This is a genomic window from Streptomyces sp. NPDC005811 (assembly GCF_040630405.1).
In the GTDB taxonomy this organism is placed as follows: Bacteria; Actinomycetota; Actinomycetes; order Streptomycetales; family Streptomycetaceae; genus Streptomyces.
This window is the reverse complement of record NZ_JBEXXK010000065.1, coordinates 41,709-65,122: the sequence shown is the minus strand read 5'-3', so window position 1 is coordinate 65,122 and position 23,414 is coordinate 41,709. Positions and strand designations below refer to the sequence as shown.

Below are 23,414 nucleotides of genomic sequence, written 5' to 3'. Positions count from 1 at the left end.
CACCGGAACGATGCCGGCTCCGTCAGGCAGAGCACAAGATCTGAAACAGAACACGACTCATGGGGCGAGCCCAGAACTCAAAACCAGGTCACTAGCTCTCGTGTCTCACGTACATGGGTAGTGGTTGCCGGTATCAGTCTGTCCCTGGCGGCGTCGCTCGCACTGGCGAGCGCACTCGGCGCGCGCCCGGGGCGGGCGGCGACGTTCGTTGGTGTGCTGGTCGGGGTGAGCGGCTTTCTCGGGTCGGTCAGCCAGCTGCTGCGGGACAGGCTCGTCGGAGTCCCCCGTTGGAAACGCGTTGCCTTCGCCACGGGAATCGTAGGGATCTTCATCGGCGCCGTCGTCCTCCTGCTCAGCTTCCAGGCACCGCCTCCCCCGCTGCACCGGCTCACCGGCCCCAGGGATGTGGCCGTGGTCGGCTTCAAAGGCAATGGTCCCGGGCAGGACCAGCGAGTACTGGACGACGTCTCGGCGACCTTCGCCCATGAACTGAGCAAGGTCCTGCAGGACACCACCGTGCGCGACTACGCGGCCGAGTACTCCCTGCCGCTCACCGAACTCCTGCACCACGACCATCATGGCCTCGATACACGGACGAAGAAATTCATCGACCAGTCCAATGCGGCAATCCTGCTCGGTGGAATCGTCACCTCTGGTGACGCCGGGCAGACTCTGGTGCGACCGGCCGTCTACGTGCGCCCGGATCAGGTGGTGGACGCGCCGGAACTCGCCGGGTGGTACATCGGCGGACCACTCCCCATGGATGCCGGGTGGCAGTCCGCCTACAGCCGCAGAGCCATGGTGTCCGAACTCGTACAACGTGCCCGGGGTCTGGCGGACTTCACCTCCGCGCTGGACGCCTGGCGGCAGGGCAACGCGGTGCAGGCCGACCGGGCACTCGCACGGCTGTTGCCGGGCGGCGGCAGCCCGACGTCCGAGAGCGGAACCGGATTCGTCACCCCCGACCTCGTCCATCTGTTCCGAGGCCATACCTTGGAGGACGTCGCCGTAACGGATCCGGAGAACGTCCGCCGCTCTGAACTCGATGCCGCCCGCGCCGAGTACCTGGCTATCGCAGACTCCTCCCCGATCAGGCTGCGTGCACAGATCAGTCTGGCCTACAACACCTATCTGCAGGCATTGGGGCAGCATCCCAGTTGCGCCCCGGGCACCGTCCGAGCAGCAGAGCTCGCGGAGGCAGCCGCAGCCTTCCGACGCCTGGCAGACGATCCCGCCTTCACATCGTTGGGCCGTCTCAAAGCATCGTTCGATCTGGCCCAGGTGGAGTTCTGCCGCGTGAGCGCTGAACTCGTCACTGACGACGGAACGATCGACCGTGCCCTGCGCCGGGTGCGTGAAGCCCGGCGCACGGAGGGCGTCAAGGAGCTCGTGGCGCTCGCCGCGTCCGTAGCGGCCCAGCACGAGGTGATGTACGAGCGGTACGACGCAGCCATCTCCTACCTCAGGCAAGCACTCGCGCTGGAAGCGCGCTTCGCCTTGCGCGCCCTCTGGGAAGCGGAGCTGGCCGGCTTTGCGCTCGCGCAGTGCGATTTCGCCACCGCCGCCACCGCACATCAAGAGTCCCTGCGCCAGCTCAACAGTGCCATCCGCGCCGGTACCGCTCCCAAGGAGCGCTACGAAACATACCGGACGGACTACGAACATCAGCTGTCCGAGGCCCACGCAACGTGCGGGGCAGGAAGCAGCGGGTGAACCGAGGAGGTAACGCTACGCGATGAGACATCCACAACTGGCCTGCTGGCTCGCACTCCTGTGCATGGCCGCCGCCGCGGCATGCGGCTCGGACGGCAGGGGAACCAATCAGACGGCGGACACAGCGACCCGGACCCGGCCCGCGAGCCCCGTCACGGACCAGGCCATCGGCGCGCGTCCCAGCAAGAAGAAGCGCAAGAAAGTGCTGGCCGGGCAGCTCGTGGCGCACCCGGGCGGCGGCGGCCGGGGCCCCGACTGTGTCTCCGACCTCCCGGAGCTGCCATCGCGGTTCGGCACCTCGCCAGCGGTGTGGCTGAGCGGCATGAACGGCCCCAAGAACGTTCCGCTCGCTTTTTCTGCCGCACTTTGTCTGCACGGCTTCGCGAACGACCAGCCTGTCACGGTGACTCTCACCGCCGGTAACCGCAGCTACGTCACAACGGTGACGCCGACCTCTGGCGAGCTCTCCGTGAGCCGGTTCGAACCTCCGGAGACACTCTTCAACGGGCGCCGACTGCAGGTGTTCGACGTGGGCTCGGGACTTCTGGAAAGCATCGAGTGGAGCTTCGTACCCCCGTCTTCCGCCCGCGACGCCATCGTCAAGGCCGGCGCCGTCACCACTAGCGCTGTCCAGGCGGGAACAAGCGCCTCGTACCGACAAGAAGTCACCGTGCCCAACCCACCGGGAGAGGACTGGATCCACGGCCAGAGACACCGGCTGGTCATTTTCGGATTCCAGCAGGGCGAGGAGGTTCCAGTCGGGCTCTACCGGAGGACGAGTCAAGCCCACACTTTCAAGTTGGTGCGCCAGATCGGCACCGTCACTGTTCCCCCCTCGCGGATCGCCGTGTTCACGGTCCCCGGGACGGTCACCGCCACAGGAGATCAGTACTGCGTGTCAGCACCACTGGACACGGTGATCAACTGCCCCGCTCCCTGAATCACTCCTTCGGCAAGGCCGGGGCCCGGGCCTCTGCGGGCGGTCCCCGGCTCACCCTCCGACACCGGTTACGCCAAACCGCAGCGCCAACCCTGCGCCCTGACGCTCGTCGGCCGCCGGGCTGCCGGTGGCCCGCGGTCGCCGGGCGGCCGGGCTGCGGCGCGAACAACTGGCCGACCTGGCGGGGGTGTCGGTCGACTACGTACGATCGACCACCCGGCGGTGGGCCCAGTCACCTTCGACTGCGCCGTCCTGACCGACGGCGACTCCGGCTCACCACCATCGCCGGTCCACCTGATCATCACGCGCTCCGCGCGTCAGCACCTCGTGCGCCTGGAACAGGGGCGGGCCACGACACCCTCCGTGCAGATGGTGGCCTCCTTGGCACGCGCCCTCCAGCTGTCCGCCGCCGGTGACTGGACGATTGAGGCTTCAAGAGTTGGTCAACGGCCGTCCGTGAAGGTGTCCCGGACTGGAACACTCGCTCTGCCGTTCCCCGCCGCAGCCGTGCCGCGTCGCGGGGCGCGGCGATTTTTCTGTCGTGCGACGGCATCGGAGGAACCAGCGGATGGCTGAGATTGTGGGACAGCGCCCCGGCGCGGCGGACGAGGAGTCCGGCGGGGCCGAGCTGATCGGCCCGGAGCGGTTGATCTATTTCTCCGACGCTGTCATCGCCATCGCCATCACGCTGCTCGCACTGGAGTTGCCGGTACCGGAGGAAGGCGTCCACGGCAACTCCGGCGTCCTGCACTTCCTGCGCGAGCACCTCGCCGAGTACGTCGCGTTCCTGATCAGCTTCACGGTCGTCGCCGTGCACTGGCTCGCGCACCAGCGCCTGTTCCGGTACGCGCGCGGACTGGTCGGCGGAGTCATCCAGGGCAATCTGCTGTGGCTGTTGATGATCGTGCTGATGCCGTTCACCACCAAGCTGCTGACCAGCGAGGCCGACGCGTTCCAGGTCCAGTTCATCCTGTACGCGGCCGACCAGGCCCTGGCCGGTCTGTTCCTGCTGCTGACGTTCAGGGGCCTGCGCCGAGCCGGGCTGCTGCGGGCGACGGCCTCGTCCGAGGTGATCGACTCGACGCTCACCTGGATGACCGCGATGGTCGTCACCTTCTGCCTGTCGATACCCGTTGCGCTGGTCACGCACTGGGCGTCACTGAGCTGGCTGGCTCTCCCGGTCGTACGCGCGGCCCTTCGCCTCGTGGCGCGGCGCGGCGCCGACGTCAGAGCCTGATCATCGGGCTGCCGGTGGCTTGCGGCCCCAGGCGGTGAGCATGCCGGCCGACAGCGCGGCGCAGTCGTCGGAGTCCAGGTAGCGGACGGCCCGGTCGACGGCCGCGTCGTCGACCAGGCCGGTGGCCAGCATCGCCGTTCTGCCGCGTTCCCAGGTGTCCGCCCAGAAGCGGCTGATGGGGCTGCCTGGCAGCAGCGGCGGCACATGGATCTCGGCGCCCACGGAGCGGAGCCCGGCCTCTCTGAGCAGGTGCGGATACGACGGCACCCAGGAGACATCGGTGCCGATCGTGTCCCGCAGCCCCCGCCACATCGCCCGCATCACCTCGGCGTACGGCGTGTCGGGCGTCGTACGGTCACTGGTGAGGTCGACGGCGTCGCTGAGCACCAACACCCCGCCGGGTTCGACCAGTTCGGCCAGCGCCGGGATCAGGCGCTCCCGTTCGGGCAGGTGCATCAGTACGAAGCGGGCGTGGACGAGCCGGAAACGGCCGGGGGCGAGGCGAGCCGAGGTCGCGTCGGCTGTGATGTCCGCCTCCAGCACATCGAGACCGGGAAGGGGCCGCGCGACGAGGAACCGTACGTCCCGGTCCACGGCGAGCACGCTCGTCACCCGGGCCTGGGCCAGCAGACGGCGGGCGACCGTGCCCGTACCGGCCCCGACGTCGAGACAGCGCCAGCCCGGTCCGGCCCCGAGCGCCCGTAGTCGCGCCAGGGTGATGTCGTCGTAGGCCAGGGCCCCGAAGTCGATGCGCTCGCCCTCTCCGGCCTGCCCGGGGCGGAAGACGGCCTCTCCGTAGCGGCCCTCTCCGTAGCGGCCCTCGCCGCTCCGCCCGTCGCCGGGGGAAGCGGCGGTCACCTCGCCGCCTCCGGGATCCCGAGTCCGACGTACTCCGACAGCGGTTCCTCGAACCGTCGCATGACCGGACCTCTTCGCAGGGGGGACAGTTGCGGGCGGCCCGCCCGGCGGGCGGGCCGCCACCGCACCGATCCTCCACGCCCGGCCCCGGACCCGGCCGAGGCGCGCCGCGAGCCGCCCCAGGTCCGCCGGCATGGGCTCGATCAGGTGAGAAGTTCGTCATTTTGTGGCCGGAAACGCTCAGGGGTGCAGGAGGGTCTTGATGGCGCGGCGTTCGTCCATGGCCCGGTAACCCTCGGCGGCCTGGTCGAGGGGCAGGGTGAGGTCGAAGACGCGGCCGGGGTCGATCCGTCCGGTCATGACGCGGTCGATGAGGTCGGGCAGGAAGCGGCGCACCGGGGCGGGGCCGCCCTGCACGGCAACGTGGGAGTAGAACAGGGCGGCGCCGTCGATCTGAACGCCGTGCGGGACCCCTGCGATGCCGACGCCGCCGCCGGGGCGGGTGGACTTCAGGGCCTGCTCGGTGGACTGCTCGGTGCCGACGCATTCGAGGACGCGGTCGGCGCCGATCCCACCGGTCATCTCCTGGATCCGGGCCGCGCCCTCGGCACCGCGTTCGCTGACGATGTCGGTGGCACCGAACGCGCGGGCCAGTTGCCGGCGGCTCTCGTGGCGGGACATGGCGATGATGCGTTCGGCGCCGAGTTCACGGGCGGCCAGGACGGCGCAGAGGCCGACGGCCCCATCACCGACGACGGCGACGGTGTCGCCCCGCTGCACACCGGCGGCGACGGCGGCCCACCAGCCGGTGCCCATCACGTCGGAGCAGGCCAGCAGGTCGGGCACCTGCGCGTCGGTGGGCAGGCCGGGGGTGGCGACGAGGGTGCCGTCCGCCCACGGGACGCGGACGTGCTCGGCCTGGCAGCCGCCGACGAACTCCCGATGAAGGCAGTTGCTGGGGTATCCATTGCGGCAGTGGGGGCAGGTGCCGTCGCCGGCGAAGAAGGAGCCGACGACGAACTTCCCCGGCCGCACCGCGGTGACCTCGGCGCCGACCTCCTCGACGATCCCGGCGTATTCGTGCCCGATCGGGGTGGGGTCCTTGGCGGGGTTGACGCCACGGTAGTCCCACAGGTCGGAACCGCACACACAGGTGGCGAGGGTGCGGATCACGGCGTCGGTGGGCTCGAGGATTCTCGGGGTGTCGCGTTCCTCGACGCGGACGTCGCCGGGGCCGTAGAGGATGGCTCCACGCATGGCGGGTGCTCCTTGCTGATGTCCTGGGTGGTGTGGAGGGGAGGATCGGAGATCGTGGGTGCGCGGGGCGGCGTACTCGGTGTCGGTGACGTGGTCGAACCCCTCGGGGGCGGTGCGGGCGCCGGGCGCGAAGTGCGCCGCGTTCGCCCGCGCCTTCGACGGCTCCTCGCCGCGGTGGATGACATCGGACCAGGCGTCGCCGGTGGAGTTCGCCTCCGGCAGCTTGCGGGAGGCGGGCCGCTTGAACAGCTCCATGAGCTCGCTCCTTGCAGGGCTCGGGCTCCGGGCCTGCCGGTGGAGGAGGCGAGGTGGCTGATGGCATCGATCAGCTCCGCTTCGCTGACGCCCTCGTCCCTGGCGCGGGCCCAAGTGGTGACGCGCATACTTCTGTTCGGTGCGGTCCTCACGCCGCTCGGCCTCCGCCCCGGCCCAGACGCAGGGCGGCGAGGGCTTCCAGGAGGGCGATGACGGCCGTGAGGGTGAGGCTGACACGCAGTCCGTGCTGGAAACCGGACGGGGCGGAGATCAGTGCGCCGAAGACGGCCACGGCCAGGGCACCGCCGATCTGGCGGCTGGTGTTGAACACACCGCCGGCGGTGCCGGTCTGCTCGGCGGGTACGTGCTCCAGGAGCAGAGCCGTGGTGGGGGGCATGACCAGCGGGCCGGCCATGCCGACCGGGATCAGCAGGAGCGCGCTCGCCCACACCGGTGCCGAGGCGGGTACCAGGGCGAGGGTGATCGATCCGGCCGCCAGCAGGGTCAGCCCGGCGATGACCGGCACACGGGGGCCGATGCGCTCGGCGATCCGCGCGGACAACGGCGTGAGGAAGGCGCTGAGCAGCATCATCGGCAGGAACGCGATTCCGGCGCCCAGGGCGGACAGGCCGTGCTGCTGCTGGAAGTACAGGGAGAACAGGAACGGCAGTCCGTAGAAACCGACCATGAACGCGAACCCGATGCCGGTGGCGACGACCATGGTCGGGGAGCGGAACAGGGTGAGGGGCACCATCGGGTGCGTCACCCTGGCCTGCGCGATGACGAACGCGGCCGGCGCGGCAAGCGCGATGCCGAGAGCGATGAGGACCTGCGGCGCGGTGAACCCGGCCTCGCCCGCCTCGATCGCCCCGAACGTGAGGGAGCCCATGGCGAGGATGGCGGTGATCTGGCCGATCCGGTCGAAGGGGGCGGGCCGGGTCGGTGAGTGCTCGGTGCGCCGCAGCAGGAGCAGGGTGACGATGCCGACCGGCAGGTTGAACCAGAAGATCATCCGCCAGGAGACCAGGCTGAGCAGGCCGCCGAGCACGGGGCCCGCGGCGGCGGCCACGGCGCCGCCCATCGCCCATACGCCCACCGCGCGTGCCCGGCGGGCGGGGTCGGGGAACGCCTGGCGCACCAGCGCCATCGAGGTCGGCATGGTGACGGCCGCGCCGACGCCCTGCACGACGCGGGCGGCGATGAGGACCGGCAGCGAAGGGGCGAGCCCGCAGGCCACCGAGGCGATGACGAACAGGGTCAGGCCGCCCGCGAAGGCCCGGCGTGCTCCGATCCGGTCCGAGAGGGACCCTGCGGACAGCAGCAGCGCGGCGAACATCAGGGTGTAGGCATCGACGACCCATTCCAGGCCGGTGATCCCGCCGCCCAGCGCGTCACGGATCGGGGGCAGAGCGACGTTCACGATCGTCGCGTCCAGCGTGATCACGAAGAAGCCGAGGACGGCAGCGGCCAGGGTTGCGGTGGCGTGCCGACGCGTCTCTGGCGCGCCCGCCTCCGACGACCGGTGCGGCGAAGCCGTGAGGGGCATGACGGTCAGGGGTCCTTCCGGGGTGGGGAGGGAGAAGCCGCGCCGACCGCAGGGGCCCGGCGCCTGTCCACAGCACCACGCACCCGGTCTGACCTGGGAGTCCCTGCCCGGAGGGGTACGGGCAGGGACCCTCCTTCCACGGCTGTGTCCTAGGCTGAGGACGTGCCGTCCGACACCGTCCGCGAGGACATCCGCCATTTCCTCACCAGCCGCCGTGCCCGCCTCACCCCGCAGCGGGCCGGTCTGCCCGACTTCGGCGGGCGGCGTCAGGTCAGCGGACTGCGGCGCTCGGAGGTCGCCCAGCTCGCCTCGATCAGCGTCGAGTACTACACCCGCCTGGAGCGCGGCCATGTGGGCGGCGTCTCCGAGGAGATCCTCGACAGCCTCGCCGCCGCGCTCCAGCTCGACGATGTCGAACGCGCCCACCTGACCGCCCTCGTCCGCGCGGCCCATGCCCCGCGCCGAGCCTCCGACCGGGACGGCGGGACCTCGTACGTCCGCGACAGCCTCCAGCAGATCCTCGACGCCATGACCGGCGCCGCCGCCTTCGTGCGCAACGCCCATCTCGACGTGCTGGCCACCAATCGGCTCGCCCGAACCCTGTACACGGACGCGCTCGACACCACCGGGCAACCGCCCAACCTGGCCCGCTTCGTCTTCTGCGACCCGCGCGCCCGCCGCTTCTACCGCGACTGGGAGCGCATCGCCCACGACGCCGTCGGCAGTCTGCGCACCGAAGCCGCCCGCGCCCCCGGCAACACCGACCTCGCCGACCTCGTCGACGAACTCGTCGCCCACAGCCCCGAGTTCGCCCTGCGCTGGGACGCACACGACGTCGAGTACTACCGCAGTGGACGACAGTGCTTCCACCACGCCGCCGTCGGCGATCTCGACCTCGACTACGACGCCCTCGAAATCCCCGCGGATCCGGGCTTGACGATCGTCACCTACACCCTGGCCTCGGCCGCACCCCACGCCGACGCGTTCCGTCGGCTTCGCGAGCACGGCTCGGCCGCCGCCGAGGAGCCGACATCGGCCTGAACGCGGTTCCCGCGCCGGTGCGTTGCTCCCCCGGTCGGCCGCAGCTTCTCCGGGGCCAGGCAATCGGCGCTGTACGCGACGGCCGGGGGGCGCGTCACCGCGGTGCTTCCCACCCGATGAGACGGCTTCGCTCCGGTCGCGGCGCTCGTGCAAGTCCCAGTACAGGGGTGCGATCTGCTCGGGCGTGGCCCACGGGATTTCCCCGGGGCCGCCCTGTCCGATCCACGTGCCTGATCGTCACGTGCGCCGCGAGGACGCCGCTGTCGGCAGGCTCGTTGTGCAGGTTGATCACCCGGTTGCGCAGCGCGCCGCCCGCACGTCGATCGAGCCGAAGCGGGCACGGGCCGCGTCCAGGGCGGCGGTCAGGGAGGGGCGGTCCAGTACGTCCGCGGGGAAAGCGGCGGCCGTGACGCCTTCCTCGCCGAGCAGGGCGACGAGGTCGTCCAGCTTCTCGGGCGTGCGGGCGATGGCCAGACCCATACCGGGGCCGGCGCCGACGCTGGCGAGAGTGGGCACGATCAGATCTCTTCCGTGAGGAGGGGAAGGGGCGCGCCGACGCCGAGCGCAACCGCGATCTCGTCCTCGACGCGGCCCGCCGCCTCTAGGCCACCGACGGGCTCGGCGTGTCCATGGCCTCCGTCGCCCGCGAGGCCGGCGTCGGCAAGGCCGCCCTCTCCCGCAGGTTCGCCACCCGCGAGGAGCTCATCACCGCCATCACCGCCATCACCGCCGCCTTTCGCGGACCGCATGGACGCCTACGCCGCCGCCGCCGTCACCGAGGCCCTCGCCGACCCCGACCCCGACCCCTGGGACGGCTTCTCCCACTGGCGGACACCCCGACGCCCACCAGCCTGTACCGGTCCATGGTCCGGCTCGGTCGCCCGCTGCCCGGCCGCAGGCCCTGACGCGCGGCCGGACGGTCAACGGCCGCTCGCGGCAGCGGTCCTGTGTGTACGCTGGCCCTGCAGCTGGTTCGCCCTGCCCGCCAGGCAGGCGCGTCGCAAGAGGGAACCCGGTGGGAATCCGGGACTGCCCCGCAGCGGTGAGCGGGAACGACCGCCGTCATACGCACTGGGTCCGGACGCAACGGACCTGGGAAGCGACGGCCAGTAGGTGCCTCGTGACAGAACGAGGCGTGCCCGTGAGTCCGAAGACCTGCCACTGCCCGTGCGCGGACCGCCGTGCGCGGAGATCCCGGTGACCTCGTGGGCGGGTCGGCGTACACAGCGGGCGGGCACGCGAGTCGTGACTCGTCCGGTCTGTCGTCCCTTCGCGTCCGCGCTCCACCTGGGTCGCTCTCGTCCAGAGCTCGCGAAGGAGAGTTTCGTGACAGCCAAGTCCGCGGCCGTACGGGCCACGGTCCACGGTTACCCCCGGCAGGGACCGAACCGGGAACTGAAGAAGGCGATCGAGGGCTACTGGAAGGGCCGCGTCAGCGCCGGCGCCCTCGCCGAGACGGCCGCCGGCATCCGCCGCGCCAACTGGCGTGAGCTGGCCGACGCCGGCGTCCATGAAGTCCCGACCGGCGACTTCTCGTACTACGACCACGTCCTCGACACCAGCGTGATGGTCGGCGCGATCCCCGCACGGCACCGCGCGGCCGTCGAGGCCCATCCCCTCGACGGGTACTTCGCCATGGCCCGCGGCACCCAGGACACCGTGCCGCTGGAGATGACGAAGTGGTTCGACAGCAACTACCACTACCTCGTGCCGGAACTGGGCCCGGACACGGTGTTCGCGGCCGACTCGACGAAGCAGGTCGGTGAACTCGGGGAAGCCCTGGCGCTCGGGCTGACCGCCCGGCCCGTCCTCGTCGGCCCGGTCACCTACCTGCTGCTCGCCAAGCCCGCTCCGGGCGCCCCGGCCGGCTTCGACCCGCTCACCCTCCTGGACCGGCTGCTCCCGGTGTACGGCGAGGTGCTCGCCGACCTGCGGGCGGCCGGCGCCGAGTGGGTGCAGCTCGACGAGCCCGCCCTGGTCCAGGACCGCACCCGGGCCGAGCTGGACGCCACCGCCCGCGCCTACCGTGATCTGGGCGTCCTCACCGACCGGCCCCGGCTGCTGGTCGCCTCCTATTTCGACCGGCTCGGCGAGGCGTTGCCGGTCCTGGCGAAGGCCCCGGTGGAGGGGCTCGCCCTCGATTTCACCGGGGCCGCCGTCGCGGACCTGGATGCCCTGGCCGCCGTGGGCGGCCTGCCCGGCAAGCGCCTGGTCGCCGGGGTCGTCAACGGCCGCAACATCTGGGTCGACGACCTGTCCGCGTCCCTGGCCACCCTGGGCACCCTGCTCGGGCTGGCCGACCGCGTCGACGTCGCCGCCTCCTGCTCCCTCCTGCATGTCCCGCTGGACACGGCCGCCGAGCGGGACATCGAGCCGCAGATCCTGCGCTGGCTGTCCTTCGCCCGGCAGAAGACCGCCGAGATCGTCACCCTCGCCAAGGGCCTCGCCCGGGGCACCGACACGATCGCCGCCGAACTGGCCGCCAACCGCGCGGTCCTGGCCTCCCGGGCGGCTTCGCCGATCACCCACGACCCTGCCGTCCGGGCGCGTACGGCGGCCGTCACGGCGTTCGACGCCCGCCGCTCCCACCCCTACCGCCAGCGCACCGCCGCCCAACGCGCGCACCTGAGGCTGCCGTTGCTGCCCACCACGACCATCGGCTCCTTCCCGCAGACCGGCGAACTGCGCACCGCCCGCGCCGAACTGCGCGCGGGCCGGATCGACACGGCCGGATACGAGGAGCGCGTCAGGGCCGAGATCCAGGAGGTGATCGCCTTCCAGGAGAAGTCGGGCATCGACGTCCTCGTGCACGGCGAGGCCGAACGCAACGACATGGTCCAGTACTTCGCCGAGCAGCTCACCGGCTATCTCGCCACGCAGCACGGCTGGGTCCAGTCCTACGGCACCCGCTGTGTACGCCCGCCGGTGCTCGTCGGCGACATCTCGCGCCCCGAGCCGATGACGGTGCGCTGGACGTCGTACGCCCAGTCCCTCACCGACCGCCCGGTCAAGGGCATGCTCACCGGGCCGGTCACCATGCTCGCCTGGTCCTTCGTCCGCGACGACCAGCCCCTGGGCGAGACCGCCCGCCAGGTCGCCCTCGCCCTGCGTGACGAGGTGAACGACCTGGAGACGGCCGGGACTTCGGTCATCCAGGTCGACGAACCCGCACTGCGCGAGACCCTGCCGCTGCGGGCCGCCGACCGCCCGGACCACCTGGCCTGGGCGACGGAGGCGTTCCGCCTGACCACCTCCGGCGTACGGCCGGACACACAGATCCACACCCACATGTGCTACGCCGAGTTCGGCGACATCGTCCAGGCGATCGACGACCTCGACGCCGACGTCATCAGCCTGGAAGCGGCACGCTCGCACATGCAGGTCGCCCGGGAACTGGCGGCACACGGCTATCCACGGGAGGCCGGGCCGGGCGTGTACGACATCCACTCCCCGCGCGTACCGAGCACGAAGGAGGCCGCCGACCTGCTGCGCACCGGCCTCAGAGCCATTCCCGCCGAACGCCTGTGGGTCAACCCCGACTGCGGGCTGAAGACCCGCGGCTGGCCCGAGGTCCGCGACTCGCTGGAGCACCTGGTCGCAGCCGCGCGGGAGGTACGCCGGGAGCTGTCCACGGACTGACGCGGGCGGTCGGCGACGGCCCGGTCCCCGGCGGACACGGACTGACGCGGGCGGCGGACCGTCCTTTCCCCGGTTCGGCCGGCCCCTTTTCGCGGTACGCCGGACGAGGACGGCGTACCGCCAGGGCGGCGATGCTCACGGGTGTCGCCGCCTGCTCGGTGCCGCCTGCTCGGTGCCGCCGACACGGGAAGCGAGGAGGCGCGGGAAGCGGGCAGCGGGAAGCGGGCAGCGGGAAGGCATGCGACTCCGCCGCCCCGCGCGCCGACGGCCTGGCCGGCCTGGCCGACCCCGTACGGACCCCGCGCGGACCCCGCTGGGGGGCTCGGGTCGTACGACGTCGACGACGCGGCACGGCACGGCCTCGGTGGCGCGTGCCCGTCAGGAGGCCGACGCCGGGCCGCCGGGGCCGCTCAGCGTTCCGGCGGGCAGTCCGACCTCACGTTCGACCGTTTCCCAGACGAGCCTGGTCACATCGCCGTAGGACTTCTCGGCACGCATGGAGATCTGGACGAGGACCCCGTCGAGCAGCACGAGAATCCGGAAGGCACTCGCGCGGGGGTCGGTCAGCCGGAAGACGCCCTCGTCACGTCCGCGGGCGAGCAGGCCCGTCAGCAGGTCCAGGCCCTCCACCATCCGCCGGTCGACTTCCTTCGCCAGCTCGGGACGGCGCGGGGCCGCCACCCAGGCGCTCATCCAGACACGTGCGTAGCGCAGCGGCGCGTCGAGCTGGCGTGCCACCAGTCCGCACAGGCCCGGAAGGGCGGGAAGCGACTCGATGATCGAGCGCAGCTCGTCGTGTTCGGCCCCGGTGAACTGGGCGAACGCCTCCACGATCAGTTCGTCCATGGAGGCGAAGTAGTGATGGACCAGCCCCGGCGCCACACCGACGGCGGCTCCGATGTCCCGCGACGTCAGCCGGTCGAGCCCCACCTCGTCCGCCAGGTCCAAGGCGGCGTCGAGCATCTCCTGGCGCCGCTCCTGCGGGCTCAGCCTCCGCCCTCTGGTCCCCACGCGATCCCCGCCCTTCTCTTCGGTCGGCCAGTGTATCCGGGTCACCCGAAGCACTCTATTGGTCGAACAGCCAACACGTCACCACCACGATCATGCTTGTTCCAAGACGTCTCGCCGGAGCCATTGACAGGACGACGACTCTGTTGTTGGCTCCCTGCCCAACAGAACTATTGGGCATTCGCCCAACACAAGGCAGGGTGACCTTCATGTCTGACGCCTCCTACCTCGCCGCAGAACCCGGCCCCGCAGAACCCGGACCCGCATCGCCCGAGGAAGCCGTCGACCGGTTCGGCAGGATCGAGAGCGCCGGTGTCGAGTACATCGGCCCGGCGGACCGTCATGGCCGCCCGCGCGAGCTGTTCGCCGTATGGCTGTCGTCGAACCTCGCGTACTTCTACATCCTGGTGGGCGGACTGCTCCCGGTCCTCGGACTGTCGATCTGGCAGTCCTTCGCGGTGCTGACCGCAGGCCACCTCTTCTGGGCACTCGTCGGCCTCGTGGCCGTCAGCGGGCCGAGTACGGGCTCACCGAGTTCCGTCGTCACCCGCGCGATGTACGGCGTCCGCGGCAACCGCGTCCTCGGAGCGGGCGCGGTGTGGGTCCTCTGCATCGCCTACGAGGGACTCAACCTGGCGATCGGCGCGGACGCGGGGTTCTCGCTGGCGTCCTTCGTCGGCGCGGGGACGTCGCTCCCCGTGAAGGTGGCCGTGACCGTGCTCATCGGCATGGTCACGTTCGCGATGGGCGTGTACGGGCACGCGACGATCGTCCGCCTGAGCGTGTGGTTCTCCGTACTGCTGGGCACCAGCACGGTCGTCCTGGGATTCTTCGTCGTCCGGCACGCGACCCTGCACCCGGCCGGCTTCCACGCGCTCTCCGGCGGCAAGCTGTGGGCCGCGCTGCTGATCGGTTTCACCGCGGTGGCCGCGCTGCCCCTGGGCTGGCCCGGCAGCGCCGACTACGCCCGCTACCTGCCGCGGACCGCCTCGCAGCGCGCGGTGGCCGGATGGACCGCGTTCGGCGGCTGGGTCCCGGCCATGGCCCTGGGGAGCATCGGGATCCTGGCCGGTTCCGCGATCGACATGTCCGACCCGCAGTCCAACATGAGGGCCATCCTGCCCTCCTGGTTCTACGCCGTCTTCCTCCTCGTCCTCGTCGTCGGCTCGATCACCAACAACGTCCTGACCGTCTACTCGTCGGGGCTGGCCCTCCAGGCGATGGGTGTGCGGATCAGCCGGGCCCGGTCGGTGCTCGCGGACGCGCTGCTCGGCGGTGCCCTGTGCGTGGCCGCGCTCGCCTCCAGCAGCTTCCTCACCTCGATGAGCAACGTGCTCGCCCTCTCCGTAGCCCTCCTCGGGCCGTTCCTCGCGATCTACGGCACCGACATCCTGCTGCGCCGCAACCGTTACGACGGCCCCGCCCTGCACGACTCCTCCCCGTCCGGCCCGTTCTGGTTCCGCAACGGCGTCAACTGGTCCGGCGTCCTGGCCCTGGCCGGCGGGACCACGGCGGCGCTGCTCTGCGTGAACACGACGGTCTTCGTCGGCCCGGTGGCCTCCGCGATCGGCGGCGGAGACCTCTCCGCGCTCGTCGGCCCGGCCGTCGCCGCTCTCCTCCACACCGGCGGCAGCCTGCTGCTGGGCAACCACCGCAAGGGAAACCTGTGATCGCTCCCCGACACCCCGTGGCCGACCGCTGGTTCCAGGTCACCCGGGTCGACGACGACCTCACCGTGGTCACGGAACCGCATGTGCACCCGTTTCTCCGCGCGAACATATGGCACCTGCGCGGCAGCCGTCGTGACCTCGTGGTCGACGCGGGGCTCGGGGTGCACTCCCTCCGGCAGGACGTGCCACAGCTCTTCGACCGCGATCCGGCGCTCGTGGTGACCCATGCCCATCTGGACCACATGGGCGGCGCCCACGAGTTCGACCATTGCCACGCCCACCCGGCCGAGGCACCCCACACGCCGGCACCCGGCACGCTGCACGGCGGGCGCCTCGTGGACGCGCTCGGGCTGCGGGTGGCGTACGCGGCGGATTTCCCGGAGTTCATGGTGGACGCCGCGCCCGCACCGGGGTTCGACCCTGACGCGTACGAACTGCGCCCGCCGAAACGGTGGTTGCCCCTCGCGGACGGAGACGTCATCGATCTCGGCGACCGCAGGCTGACCGTCCTCCACCTCCCCGGCCACAGCCCGGGAAGCGTCGCGCTGTTCGAGCCGGAGACGGGCGCACTGTTCTCCGGAGACGTGGTCTACGACCTCCAGGAGGGCGAGGAGCTCCTCGACGCGATCGACGGCGCGAACGTGCCGGACTACGTCGACTCGCTGAACCGGCTCGCCGACCTGCCCGTGACGGTCGTCCACCCGGGGCACGGCGAACCGTTCGGCCGACCGCGGCTTCTCGAGCTGATCCGCGCGTACGTCGGCTCCCGCACCGCGCGAAGCCGGACCTCGTGACCTCCGCGCCGGACCTCCTGACCTCCGCGCGGCCGCCGGCCGGCCCTCCGCCAGAAAGGCAGACCACTTCCATGACCACCGCAGCGCCAGCCGCTTTCCGGACCGTGAACCCGGCCACGGGCGAGACGGGCACGACACGAGCCTGCCTCACGGGCACGGAACTCGAGGCACTCCTGAACGCCGTCACCGCCTCCCACCGCACCTGGGCCGCGACACCCCTGGCCCGCAGATGCGAGGTCCTGCGGCGCGTCGCCGGGCTCTACCGCGACCGGCGCGACCTCCTGGCCGGTCTCATCGTGACGGAGGTCGGCAAGCCGGTGACCCAGGCACTCGGCGAGGTCGACCTGTGCGCCGACATCTACGACTACTACGCCGAGCACGCCCCCGCCCTGCTGGCCGACCGGGAGATCCCCGTGCTCTCCGGCGGCGGACGGGCCCTGCTGCGCAGGAGTCCGGTCGGCACCCTGCTCGGCGTGATGCCGTGGAACTTCCCCTACTACCAGATCGCCCGGTTCGCGGCGCCCAACCTGGCCGCCGGCAACTCCCTGCTGCTGAAACCGGCTCCACAGTGCCCCGACAGCGCGGCGGCCGTGGAGGCGCTCTTCCTCGAGGCCGGCCTCCCTGCCCGCACCTACGCGACCGCCTTCGCGGGCCACGACCAGGTCGAGTCGCTGATCGCGCACCCCGGGGTGCGCGGAGTGTCCTTCACGGGGTCGAGCCGAGGCGGTTCGGCCGTGGCCGAGATCGCGGGGCGCCACCTGAAGAAGGTCGTCCTGGAACTGGGGGGCTCGGACCCCTTCCTCGTGCTGGACGTCGGCGACCTGGCCCCGGTCGTCCGCGCGGGCGTCGAGGCCCGTCTGGAGAACAACGGGCAGTCCTGCAACGCCGCCAAGCGGTTCATCGTCCTGGACCACCTGTACGAGGAGTTCCTGACCGGGCTGACGACCGCCATGGCCGCCGTCACCCCCGGCGACCCCCGCCGGGACGCGACACGACTCGGCCCGCTGGCCTCGCTAGCCGCGGCCCACCGCCTGGAGGAGCAGATCGCCGCCGCCGTGCAGGACGGCGCCACCCTGCACCTCGGCGGCCCGCGCGAGGGCGGCTTCGTACCGCCGACCGTGCTGACGGACATCACCCCGCACCACCGCGCCCACCACGAGGAGTTCTTCGGACCGGTCGCCCTCGTCTACCGGGCCCGGGACGAGGAACACGCCCTGGCCCTGGCCAACGACACGCCGTTCGGGCTCGGCTCGTACGTCTTCACCGACGATCCCGACCAGGCCGGGCGCGCGGCCGACCGGATCGACGCCGGAATGGTCTTCGTCAACGGTGTCGGGCTCGAAGGCCCCGAACTTCCCTTCGGCGGCACCAAGGACTCCGGCTTCGGCCGCGAGCTGGGCCCGCTCGGCATCGACGAGTTCGTCAACGTGAAGGTGATCCGCACCGCCGGCGCCCCCGCCGTTCCCCCCGCCCGCGCCACCTGACCCACCGCGAAACCGCCCCTGACCGAATGGAGAAAAAGGACCATGGCCGTCGACTTCACCCTCACCCAGGACCAACTCGCCGAACGCGCCGCCGCACGTGAGTTCGCCGAGAAGCATCTCGCCGGGGTGGAACGCCTCATCGCCGGGATCCCGACCCCGGAGGAACGCCTGCTGGCGACCCGGCCGATCTACCGGGAGATGGTGCGAGCGGGCTACCTCAAGGCCATGATCCCCGCCGACCTCGGAGGCACCTTCCGGTCCGTCCTCGACCTCGTGATCGTGGGAGAGGAGATCTCGCACGGGGACATGAGCGTGTCCTGCGGTCTGTTCTCCTCCGGCCTGGGCTTCTACCCGGTGCTGATCGGCGGCAGCCCGGAACAGCGCCGTCGCTTCCTCGCTCCCTTCCTCGCCGATGACGGCACCCCGATGGCCGCGCTGGCCTTCAGCGAGGACGGCGGCAGCGCCAACTTCGACGCTCCGGAGCCGTCCGCCGGCTTCACCACGACCGCGCGCCGGGACGGCGACGAGTGGGTGATCAGCGGACGCAAGGCGTTCACCACCAACGGCTACGGCTGGGAGGGCGAGGGCCCGGAGTTCTTCTCCGTCGCCTGCCGCGTGGGGGACGGACCGTCCGATCGGACACTCTCGGTGATCGTGGTCCCCGGTGACTCCCCGGGCATCTCCTACGGTCCGTCCCTGGACACGATGGGGCACCGTGCCTGTCTGTCGCCGCGCGTGGTGTTCGACGAGGTCCGGGTACCCGTCGAGAACATGATCGGGCGCCCGGGGGACGGGATCGACCTCCTCACCCGGACCTTCGCCTGGTCGGGAGTCACTGTCGGGGCGGAGGCGGTGTGCGTGATGCAGCAGGCGTTCGACGCGGCACGCGCGTTCGCCGTGACCGAGCGCCGACGCGGCGCCGTACCCGTCATCGAGCACCAGAACGTGGCCTACATGCTCGCCGACATCAAGATGCGGCTGGAGGCCGCACGCTACCTGGTCTGGAAGGCCGCCCACCGGCTGGACGAGACCCAGGGCGCCGACATGGAACTGTCGAACATGGCCAAGGTCCACTGCTCCGAGCTGGCGGTGCAGGTCGTCTACGACGCGATGCGACTGGTCGGCGTGGAGAGCTACGCCGACGAGCGCCCCTTCGCCCGGATGCTGCAGGACGCCCTGGCCCTGCCCCTCTACGACGGCGGCAACATGGGGATACGCCGCCGCGCGATCGGCCAGGTGCTCGCTGCCGGCGACTACGACTCCCGGGCGGCGGCCGAGAACCGGCTCCCCTCGCACTCCCGACGGTGAGCGGAACGCCGGCACCCCGAGGTCCGGCGTCCGGCTCCGTCGTCCCGGTCAGTCGAATGCGATGTCGCCCCGGGCCTCCAGAACCTTGCGGAGGCTCTCGACCATCTGCTCACGCTCCGCGGAGGTCAGGACCGACACGATGTCCTCGTAGTCCCGCAGATGTGCCCCGATCATGTCGTCGGCCAGGTCCTTGCCACGCGGAGTGAGGCGGATCTTCACCGTCCGCCGGTCCTCACCGTCACGCACACGCTCGACCAGGCCCTTGGCCTCCATACGGTCGATACGGTTGGTGATGGCGCCGGAGGTCACCATGGACGCGCGGAGGAAGGCGCCCGCGGTGAGCGTGAAGGGCGGCCCTGAGCGGCGCAGCGTGAACAGGATGTCGCACTCGCCCATGTTCACGCCGTAGTCGTCGGTCAGCTTCTTGTAGTGCCGGTCGACGACGCGCTGCATCCGCTGGACGCGCCCGAACAGCTCCATGACGCCCAGAGCTTCCGCCAGGTCGGGCCTCTGATCACGCCACTGCTCGGTGATCCGGTCCACCGCGTCGGCCATGCCGCCCTCCTTCCACGTGAGGTATCTCAACCTTAAGAGGTTTGACATTGACCTAGCAAACGAGGTTTTCTATCAACGTTAAGATAATCAACCTTGAGAGGAACCGGGCGATGTCTTATCCCGAACCCCGCTACCTCGGCGAAAGAGGCAAGGTCACCGCGCTGTTCCGGCCCGCCCCTCCGGAGCCCGACACCGGCTTCGTCGGCTCCGCCGCCATCAGCTACGTCGCCGACCGGGAGACCACCCGTGGCGAGTTCGGCCTGTACAAGGTCGACATGGGTCCGAGGACCATCGGGGCCGAGGAGCACTTCCACCGGACCATCTCCGAGTCCTTCTACGTCCTGTCCGGCGAGGTCCGCTTCTCGGACGGCGAACGCTGGGTCACCGGCTGCGAGGGCGACTTCCTCCACGTCCCCGCCGGCGGGCTGCACGCCTTCCGGAACGACAGCGACGCCCCCGTGTCGCTGTTGATGATCTTCTCGCCGGGCGCACCTCGGGAGGAGTACTTCGAGAAGGCCGCGGAATACGCGGAGCGCAGCCGCGAGGAACTGAAGACCTTCCGGATGAAGCACGACAACTACTTCACCGACATGCTGGATTGACGCAACCTTGGGAGGAACCCTCATGCGTGTCAAAGCCTTCGACCACCTGGTCCTCAACGTGACCGACGTCGACCAGGCGCTGGACTTCTACACCGGGCTCCTCGGCCTCGTGCCCGAGCGGGTCGAGGAGTGGCGGGCCGGCACAGTGCCGTTCCCCTCCGTCCGTATAGACGAGGGCACGGTCATCGACCTGTTCTCCCGCCCGCGCGGCGAGTCCAACGTCGACCACATCTGTCTCGTCGTGGACCCGCTCGACTGGCAGGCCGCCATCAACGACGGCACGTTCGACGTCGTCGAGGGGCCCGTCCCCCGGTGGGGCGCCCGAGGGGAGGCCCAGTCCGTCTACGTCAAGGATCCCGACGGCAACACCGTCGAACTGCGCTGGTACCCAGAGGACGTGACGGACTGACGCACACGCCTTCAGACCGAGGGACGACCAGCGGCGCCGCCGCACCACGCGCGGGGCGCTGGTCATGGGCGGGCGGGTGGTTGTGCGGGGTGTGCGCCGTCCGCGATCCGGTCCTCCGGTCCGGTCCTCCGGTCCAGTACTCCGGTCCGGTCGTCGCGGCGAGTCCGGCGAACGAGCCGTCGGCGGCGAGGAGATGCGCGTCGTAGGTGCGGGCGTGCGGCGCCGGACGCGGCGAGGGGTGCGAGCGGGCGGTCGTCACCAGTCGCGTGCTCCTGCCTGGAGAGCGCCCGGCCGACATCGCGTCCGGACGGCCCGGTCCGAGGGGCGCAGTCCCCCGCTCCCCCGCCTGGGAATGACGATCACGAGTGCTCCCCGCTGTCCGGGGGACCGAACCAACGGTCCGCCGTCTGTTCGAACTGCGTCGGGTCAGGGTCGTCGGCGGTCGCCCAGGCGACCGTGCCGTCGGGCCGGACCAGCACGGCACGCAGCCCGAGATCGTTGCGCGCGGGCCCGGCCGCGTACCGGATCCGGTTCTCCCGGCGCGTGGCCGGAGCGTGCAGGGGTCGGTCGGGGTCGAGATCGAGTACGACGCCCCGGCCGTCCCGCATCAGATCCGCGAGGCGGGTGCCGTCCTCCAGACGGAGGTCCGGCGCGTCGCGTCCGACGAGCGGGTGCTCGCCGCCCAGGTCGTAGCGGTTCGACGACCCCGATGTCCGCGTGTACACGTACGTCGTCCCGTCCCGCGTTCCGATCAGGTCACGGATCACTTGCTGGACCGCCTGGCCGTGCGCGTCCGGCTTCATGGCCGCGGTCTGCGCGCGCGTCCAGTCGAGCGCCGCCGCGCCGACGGGACGGCGCTCGCGGGTGTAGGTGTCCAGGAGTCCGGCCGGAGCGTGACCGCGTGCCGTCGACGCGAGTTTCCATCCCAGGTTCATCGCGTCGCCGATGCCGAGGTTGAGTCCCTGCGCTCCGAGCGGGGAGTGGATGTGCGCGGCGTCTCCCGCGAGCAGGACCCGTCCCCTGCGGTAGGTCGTCGTCTGCATCGCCCGGTCGGTGAAGGTCGAGACGTGCCGGACGTCGGTCAGTGTCACGTCGGTGCCGGACACCCGGCGCAGAACCGTCTGGAGATGGTCGCGGGTCGGTCGCTGTGAGCGGTCGTACGCGCCGCCGTCGCAGTCCAGCACGCCGATGTAGTCCTTCGCGGGCATCCGGAGGTACATGCCCGTCGGCGTGAGATGGAAGCCCGGGCGCAGCTTGTCGGGGTCGGTGACGGTGGCGAGCATGACGTAGCCGGTGAACTGCGGCTCGCTGCCGACGAAGTCGAAGCCCGCGAGCCGGCGCACCGTGCTGCGTCCGCCGTCGCAGCCGACCAGCCAGCGGCCCGTGCAGCTGTGCTCGCCACCCCGAACGACCACGCGCTCGTCGTCCTGCGTGACCTCCGAGACCGTGACGCCGCGTCGGACCTCCACACCGAGCTTCGCCGCCCGCTCGGACAGCACCGTCTCGACCGCTTCGAGGTGCGTCATCACGCCCTCGGACGCCGGGCCGGGCAGCCGGAACGGCAGGGCGGTGACGTCGACGTGGGCCGGGTCGAGCATCATGCCGGCGAAGTGGCCCGCGCTCCGGGGACGCGGTGGCTCGTCCGTGTCGGAGTCCGCACCGGGGGCGTCGTCGATGTCCGAGGCCGCCAGCAGCGGGCGCAGCAGGCCGCGGCGGTGGAACGCCGCGACCGACGCGGCGGACAGCCCCCGCATCCCGAGCGGGTCCGCCTTCCCCGGGGAGCGGAGCGTCGGCTCCCGCTCCAGCACCAGGACCGAGCAGCCCGCCAGGCCGAGCTCGCAGGCGAGGAACATCCCGACCGGGCCCGCGCCGACGATCACGACGTCGTACACGCGGCTCACCGGCCCTGCTCCTCGATCATGTCGAGCAGACCCCGAGCGGTGTTGTCCTCGGAGTCGATCCCCCGGACCTCGGCCCCTTCGAACATGACCTCCTCGGTGGGACGGAGGAACATGGCCTCCTCGTACGCGCCGAGGGCGGCCTCGACGTCGTCGGGGTGTGCGGCGAGGGCCTTGCCGAGTTCGGCGCCGTCGAGCAGGGCGAGGTTGGCGCCCTCGCCGTTCGGGGCCGCGAGGTGGGCGGCGTCGCCGAGCAGTGTCACCCCCGGCACCCTGTCCCACCGGAGCCCGGTCGGCAGGGCGTAGTGGGGGCGCAGGACCGGCGGGGTGTCGGCGTCGGTGATCAGCGCGGTGAGTTCCGGCGCCCAGCCGTCGAACTCCTCCGCGATCCGTGTGGTGGCCGCGGCGGGGTCGGTGAAGTCGATCGCGGCGAACCAGTCGCGCTCCCTGGTGAGCTGTACGTAGGTGTGCAGGGTGGCGCCGCTCTCCCGGTGGGCGAAGATCTCCTTGCCCGGGGAGGGCGCGATCATCGATCCGCCGCCGACCGCCTTCGCGGCGGCCGGGTGCCTGGTGTCCGCCTCGAACAGGTACGTCTCGACGAACGAGGAGCCCGCGTACTCGGGGGTGGCGTCGCTCAGCAGCGGCCGGACCCGTGACCACGCGCCGTCCGCACCGACCAGCAGGCTCGTGACCACCGTGCACCCGCAGGCGAACGTCACCTCGTGGCGTCCGTCGCCGAGCCCACGGACGCCGACGGCCCTGTGGTCCCATCGGACGGTGCCGGCCGGGAGCGAGTCGAGCAGCAACCGCCGCAGGTCACCGCGCATCACCTCGGGGCGGCCACCGCCGTCGTCGGCCTTGTCCATCAGGACGGTCCCGTCCGTGTCCAGAACCCGCATCGTCTGACGGCCCTCGACGACGACGGCACGGAACTCGTCCATCAGATCGGCCGCCTGAAGGGCGAGTTGACCGTTGTAGTCGTGGATGTCGAGCATGCCGCCCTGCTTGCGCGCGGCCGGAGAGGGATCGGCCTCGTAGACCCTGGCCGGGATGCCGTTGCGGTGCAGGACGCGGGCCAGGACGAGCCCGCCGAGTCCGGCGCCGATGATCGTGACAGGGCTTTGCATAAGGGTGACTCCCCAGGGGTCGGACCGCCCGGTGCCTCCGGGCCGGCCGCCTGCGGACCGGCAGGCACTCGAA

20 protein-coding genes, 1 pseudogene and 1 riboswitch are annotated in these 23,414 nt (G+C 71.2%); of the genes and pseudogenes, 13 read left to right on the top strand and 8 right to left on the bottom strand.

The window, feature by feature from the left end; translation table 11 throughout:
• Positions 1 to 120 precede the first annotated feature (120 nt).
• From ABZ490_RS44395 to ABZ490_RS44380, 4 genes and pseudogenes are all read left to right on the top strand, one after another.
• Complete coding sequence (locus ABZ490_RS44395; protein ID WP_359003913.1) at positions 121 to 1,713, top strand: hypothetical protein; 1,593 nt, start codon at positions 121 to 123, stop codon at positions 1,711 to 1,713.
• Positions 1,714 to 1,777: 64 nt separating this feature from the next.
• Complete coding sequence (locus ABZ490_RS44390; RefSeq protein ID WP_359003912.1) at positions 1,778 to 2,653, top strand: hypothetical protein; 876 nt, start codon at positions 1,778 to 1,780, stop codon at positions 2,651 to 2,653.
• 121 nt (positions 2,654 to 2,774) lie between these two features.
• Positions 2,775 to 2,858 (top strand): annotated as a pseudogene (locus tag ABZ490_RS44385) (transcriptional regulator); the annotation flags it as partial.
• 363 nt (positions 2,859 to 3,221) lie between these two features.
• A complete protein-coding gene (locus tag ABZ490_RS44380; protein ID WP_359003910.1) occupies positions 3,222 to 3,890 on the top strand; it encodes a TMEM175 family protein in 669 nt (222 codons plus the stop codon).
• Here the strand turns inward: ABZ490_RS44380 and ABZ490_RS44375 are convergent, their stop codons facing one another.
• The 3 genes from ABZ490_RS44375 to ABZ490_RS44365 form a co-directional block, all read right to left on the bottom strand.
• Positions 3,891 to 4,748 carry a methyltransferase domain-containing protein gene (locus ABZ490_RS44375; protein WP_359003907.1) on the bottom strand — a complete coding sequence of 286 codons (858 nt, stop codon included), beginning with the start codon at positions 4,746 to 4,748 and terminating at the stop codon, positions 3,891 to 3,893.
• 240 nt (positions 4,749 to 4,988) lie between these two features.
• Positions 4,989 to 6,005, bottom strand: coding sequence for a zinc-dependent alcohol dehydrogenase family protein (locus tag ABZ490_RS44370; protein WP_359003921.1), 1,017 nt, complete (start codon positions 6,003 to 6,005; stop codon positions 4,989 to 4,991).
• A 403-nt stretch (positions 6,006 to 6,408) separates the two neighbouring features.
• Entirely contained in the window at positions 6,409 to 7,806 is a 1,398-nt protein-coding gene (locus tag ABZ490_RS44365; protein WP_359003904.1) for an MFS transporter, read from the bottom strand.
• A 162-nt stretch (positions 7,807 to 7,968) separates the two neighbouring features.
• Here ABZ490_RS44365 and ABZ490_RS44360 point away from each other — a divergent pair, with 162 nt between their 5' ends.
• Positions 7,969 to 8,847 (top strand): helix-turn-helix transcriptional regulator, encoded by an 879-nt coding sequence (locus tag ABZ490_RS44360; protein WP_359003901.1) that lies wholly within the window; start codon positions 7,969 to 7,971, stop codon positions 8,845 to 8,847.
• Between the two features lie 288 nt (positions 8,848 to 9,135).
• On the opposite strand, the gene ABZ490_RS44355 is transcribed toward ABZ490_RS44360, so the two are convergent.
• The gene (locus ABZ490_RS44355; protein WP_359003898.1) at positions 9,136 to 9,363 is read right to left on the bottom strand and encodes a hypothetical protein; all 228 of its coding nucleotides are present in this window, start codon (positions 9,361 to 9,363) and stop codon (positions 9,136 to 9,138) included.
• 113 nt (positions 9,364 to 9,476) lie between these two features.
• Here ABZ490_RS44355 and ABZ490_RS44350 point away from each other — a divergent pair, with 113 nt between their 5' ends.
• Positions 9,477 to 9,752 (top strand): TetR family transcriptional regulator, encoded by a 276-nt coding sequence (locus ABZ490_RS44350; RefSeq protein WP_359003919.1) that lies wholly within the window; start codon positions 9,477 to 9,479, stop codon positions 9,750 to 9,752.
• A gap of 47 nt (positions 9,753 to 9,799) precedes the next feature.
• Positions 9,800 to 10,025: riboswitch (cobalamin riboswitch) on the top strand.
• Between the two features lie 148 nt (positions 10,026 to 10,173).
• Complete coding sequence (gene metE, locus ABZ490_RS44345; protein WP_359003895.1) at positions 10,174 to 12,486, top strand: 5-methyltetrahydropteroyltriglutamate--homocysteine S-methyltransferase; 2,313 nt, start codon at positions 10,174 to 10,176, stop codon at positions 12,484 to 12,486.
• Between the two features lie 378 nt (positions 12,487 to 12,864).
• Here metE and ABZ490_RS44340 read toward each other — a convergent pair whose 3' ends face one another.
• On the bottom strand, positions 12,865 to 13,542 hold the full coding sequence (locus ABZ490_RS44340; RefSeq protein WP_359003892.1) for a TetR family transcriptional regulator: 678 nt from the start codon (positions 13,540 to 13,542) through the stop codon (positions 12,865 to 12,867).
• A 161-nt stretch (positions 13,543 to 13,703) separates the two neighbouring features.
• Here ABZ490_RS44340 and ABZ490_RS44335 point away from each other — a divergent pair, with 161 nt between their 5' ends.
• The 4 genes from ABZ490_RS44335 to ABZ490_RS44320 all read left to right on the top strand — a co-directional run bounded on the left by ABZ490_RS44335 (position 13,704) and on the right by ABZ490_RS44320 (position 18,750).
• A complete protein-coding gene (locus tag ABZ490_RS44335) occupies positions 13,704 to 15,164 on the top strand; it encodes a cytosine permease (protein ID WP_359003889.1) in 1,461 nt (486 codons plus the stop codon).
• Positions 15,161 to 15,958 (top strand): MBL fold metallo-hydrolase, encoded by a 798-nt coding sequence (locus tag ABZ490_RS44330; protein ID WP_359003886.1) that lies wholly within the window; start codon positions 15,161 to 15,163, stop codon positions 15,956 to 15,958. Before ABZ490_RS44335 ends, ABZ490_RS44330 begins: the two co-directional genes overlap by 4 nt.
• Before the next feature lie 71 nt (positions 15,959 to 16,029).
• Positions 16,030 to 17,442: an NAD-dependent succinate-semialdehyde dehydrogenase gene (locus ABZ490_RS44325; RefSeq protein ID WP_359003883.1), complete on the top strand. Its 1,413-nt coding sequence runs from the start codon at positions 16,030 to 16,032 to the stop codon at positions 17,440 to 17,442.
• A gap of 42 nt (positions 17,443 to 17,484) precedes the next feature.
• On the top strand, positions 17,485 to 18,750 hold the full coding sequence (locus tag ABZ490_RS44320; protein WP_359003880.1) for an acyl-CoA dehydrogenase family protein: 1,266 nt from the start codon (positions 17,485 to 17,487) through the stop codon (positions 18,748 to 18,750).
• A 48-nt stretch (positions 18,751 to 18,798) separates the two neighbouring features.
• Here ABZ490_RS44320 and ABZ490_RS44315 read toward each other — a convergent pair whose 3' ends face one another.
• The gene (locus ABZ490_RS44315; protein ID WP_359003878.1) at positions 18,799 to 19,305 is read right to left on the bottom strand and encodes a MarR family transcriptional regulator; all 507 of its coding nucleotides are present in this window, start codon (positions 19,303 to 19,305) and stop codon (positions 18,799 to 18,801) included.
• Between the two features lie 110 nt (positions 19,306 to 19,415).
• Between ABZ490_RS44315 and ABZ490_RS44310 the strand changes: the two genes are divergently transcribed.
• Together ABZ490_RS44310 and ABZ490_RS44305 are read left to right on the top strand one after the other, a co-directional pair.
• The gene (locus tag ABZ490_RS44310; protein ID WP_359003875.1) at positions 19,416 to 19,907 is read left to right on the top strand and encodes a cupin domain-containing protein; all 492 of its coding nucleotides are present in this window, start codon (positions 19,416 to 19,418) and stop codon (positions 19,905 to 19,907) included.
• Between the two features lie 22 nt (positions 19,908 to 19,929).
• Positions 19,930 to 20,316, top strand: a complete 387-nt coding sequence (locus ABZ490_RS44305; protein WP_359003872.1) for a VOC family protein — start codon at positions 19,930 to 19,932, stop codon at positions 20,314 to 20,316.
• Between the two features lie 359 nt (positions 20,317 to 20,675).
• On the opposite strand, the gene ABZ490_RS44300 is transcribed toward ABZ490_RS44305, so the two are convergent.
• Both ABZ490_RS44300 and ABZ490_RS44295 read right to left on the bottom strand, forming a co-directional pair.
• Positions 20,676 to 22,208 (bottom strand): FAD-dependent monooxygenase, encoded by a 1,533-nt coding sequence (locus tag ABZ490_RS44300; protein ID WP_359003916.1) that lies wholly within the window; start codon positions 22,206 to 22,208, stop codon positions 20,676 to 20,678.
• Between the two features lie 5 nt (positions 22,209 to 22,213).
• Positions 22,214 to 23,341, bottom strand: a complete 1,128-nt coding sequence (locus tag ABZ490_RS44295) for an NAD(P)/FAD-dependent oxidoreductase (protein WP_359003869.1) — start codon at positions 23,339 to 23,341, stop codon at positions 22,214 to 22,216.
• Between the last annotated feature and the right edge of the window lie 73 nt (positions 23,342 to 23,414).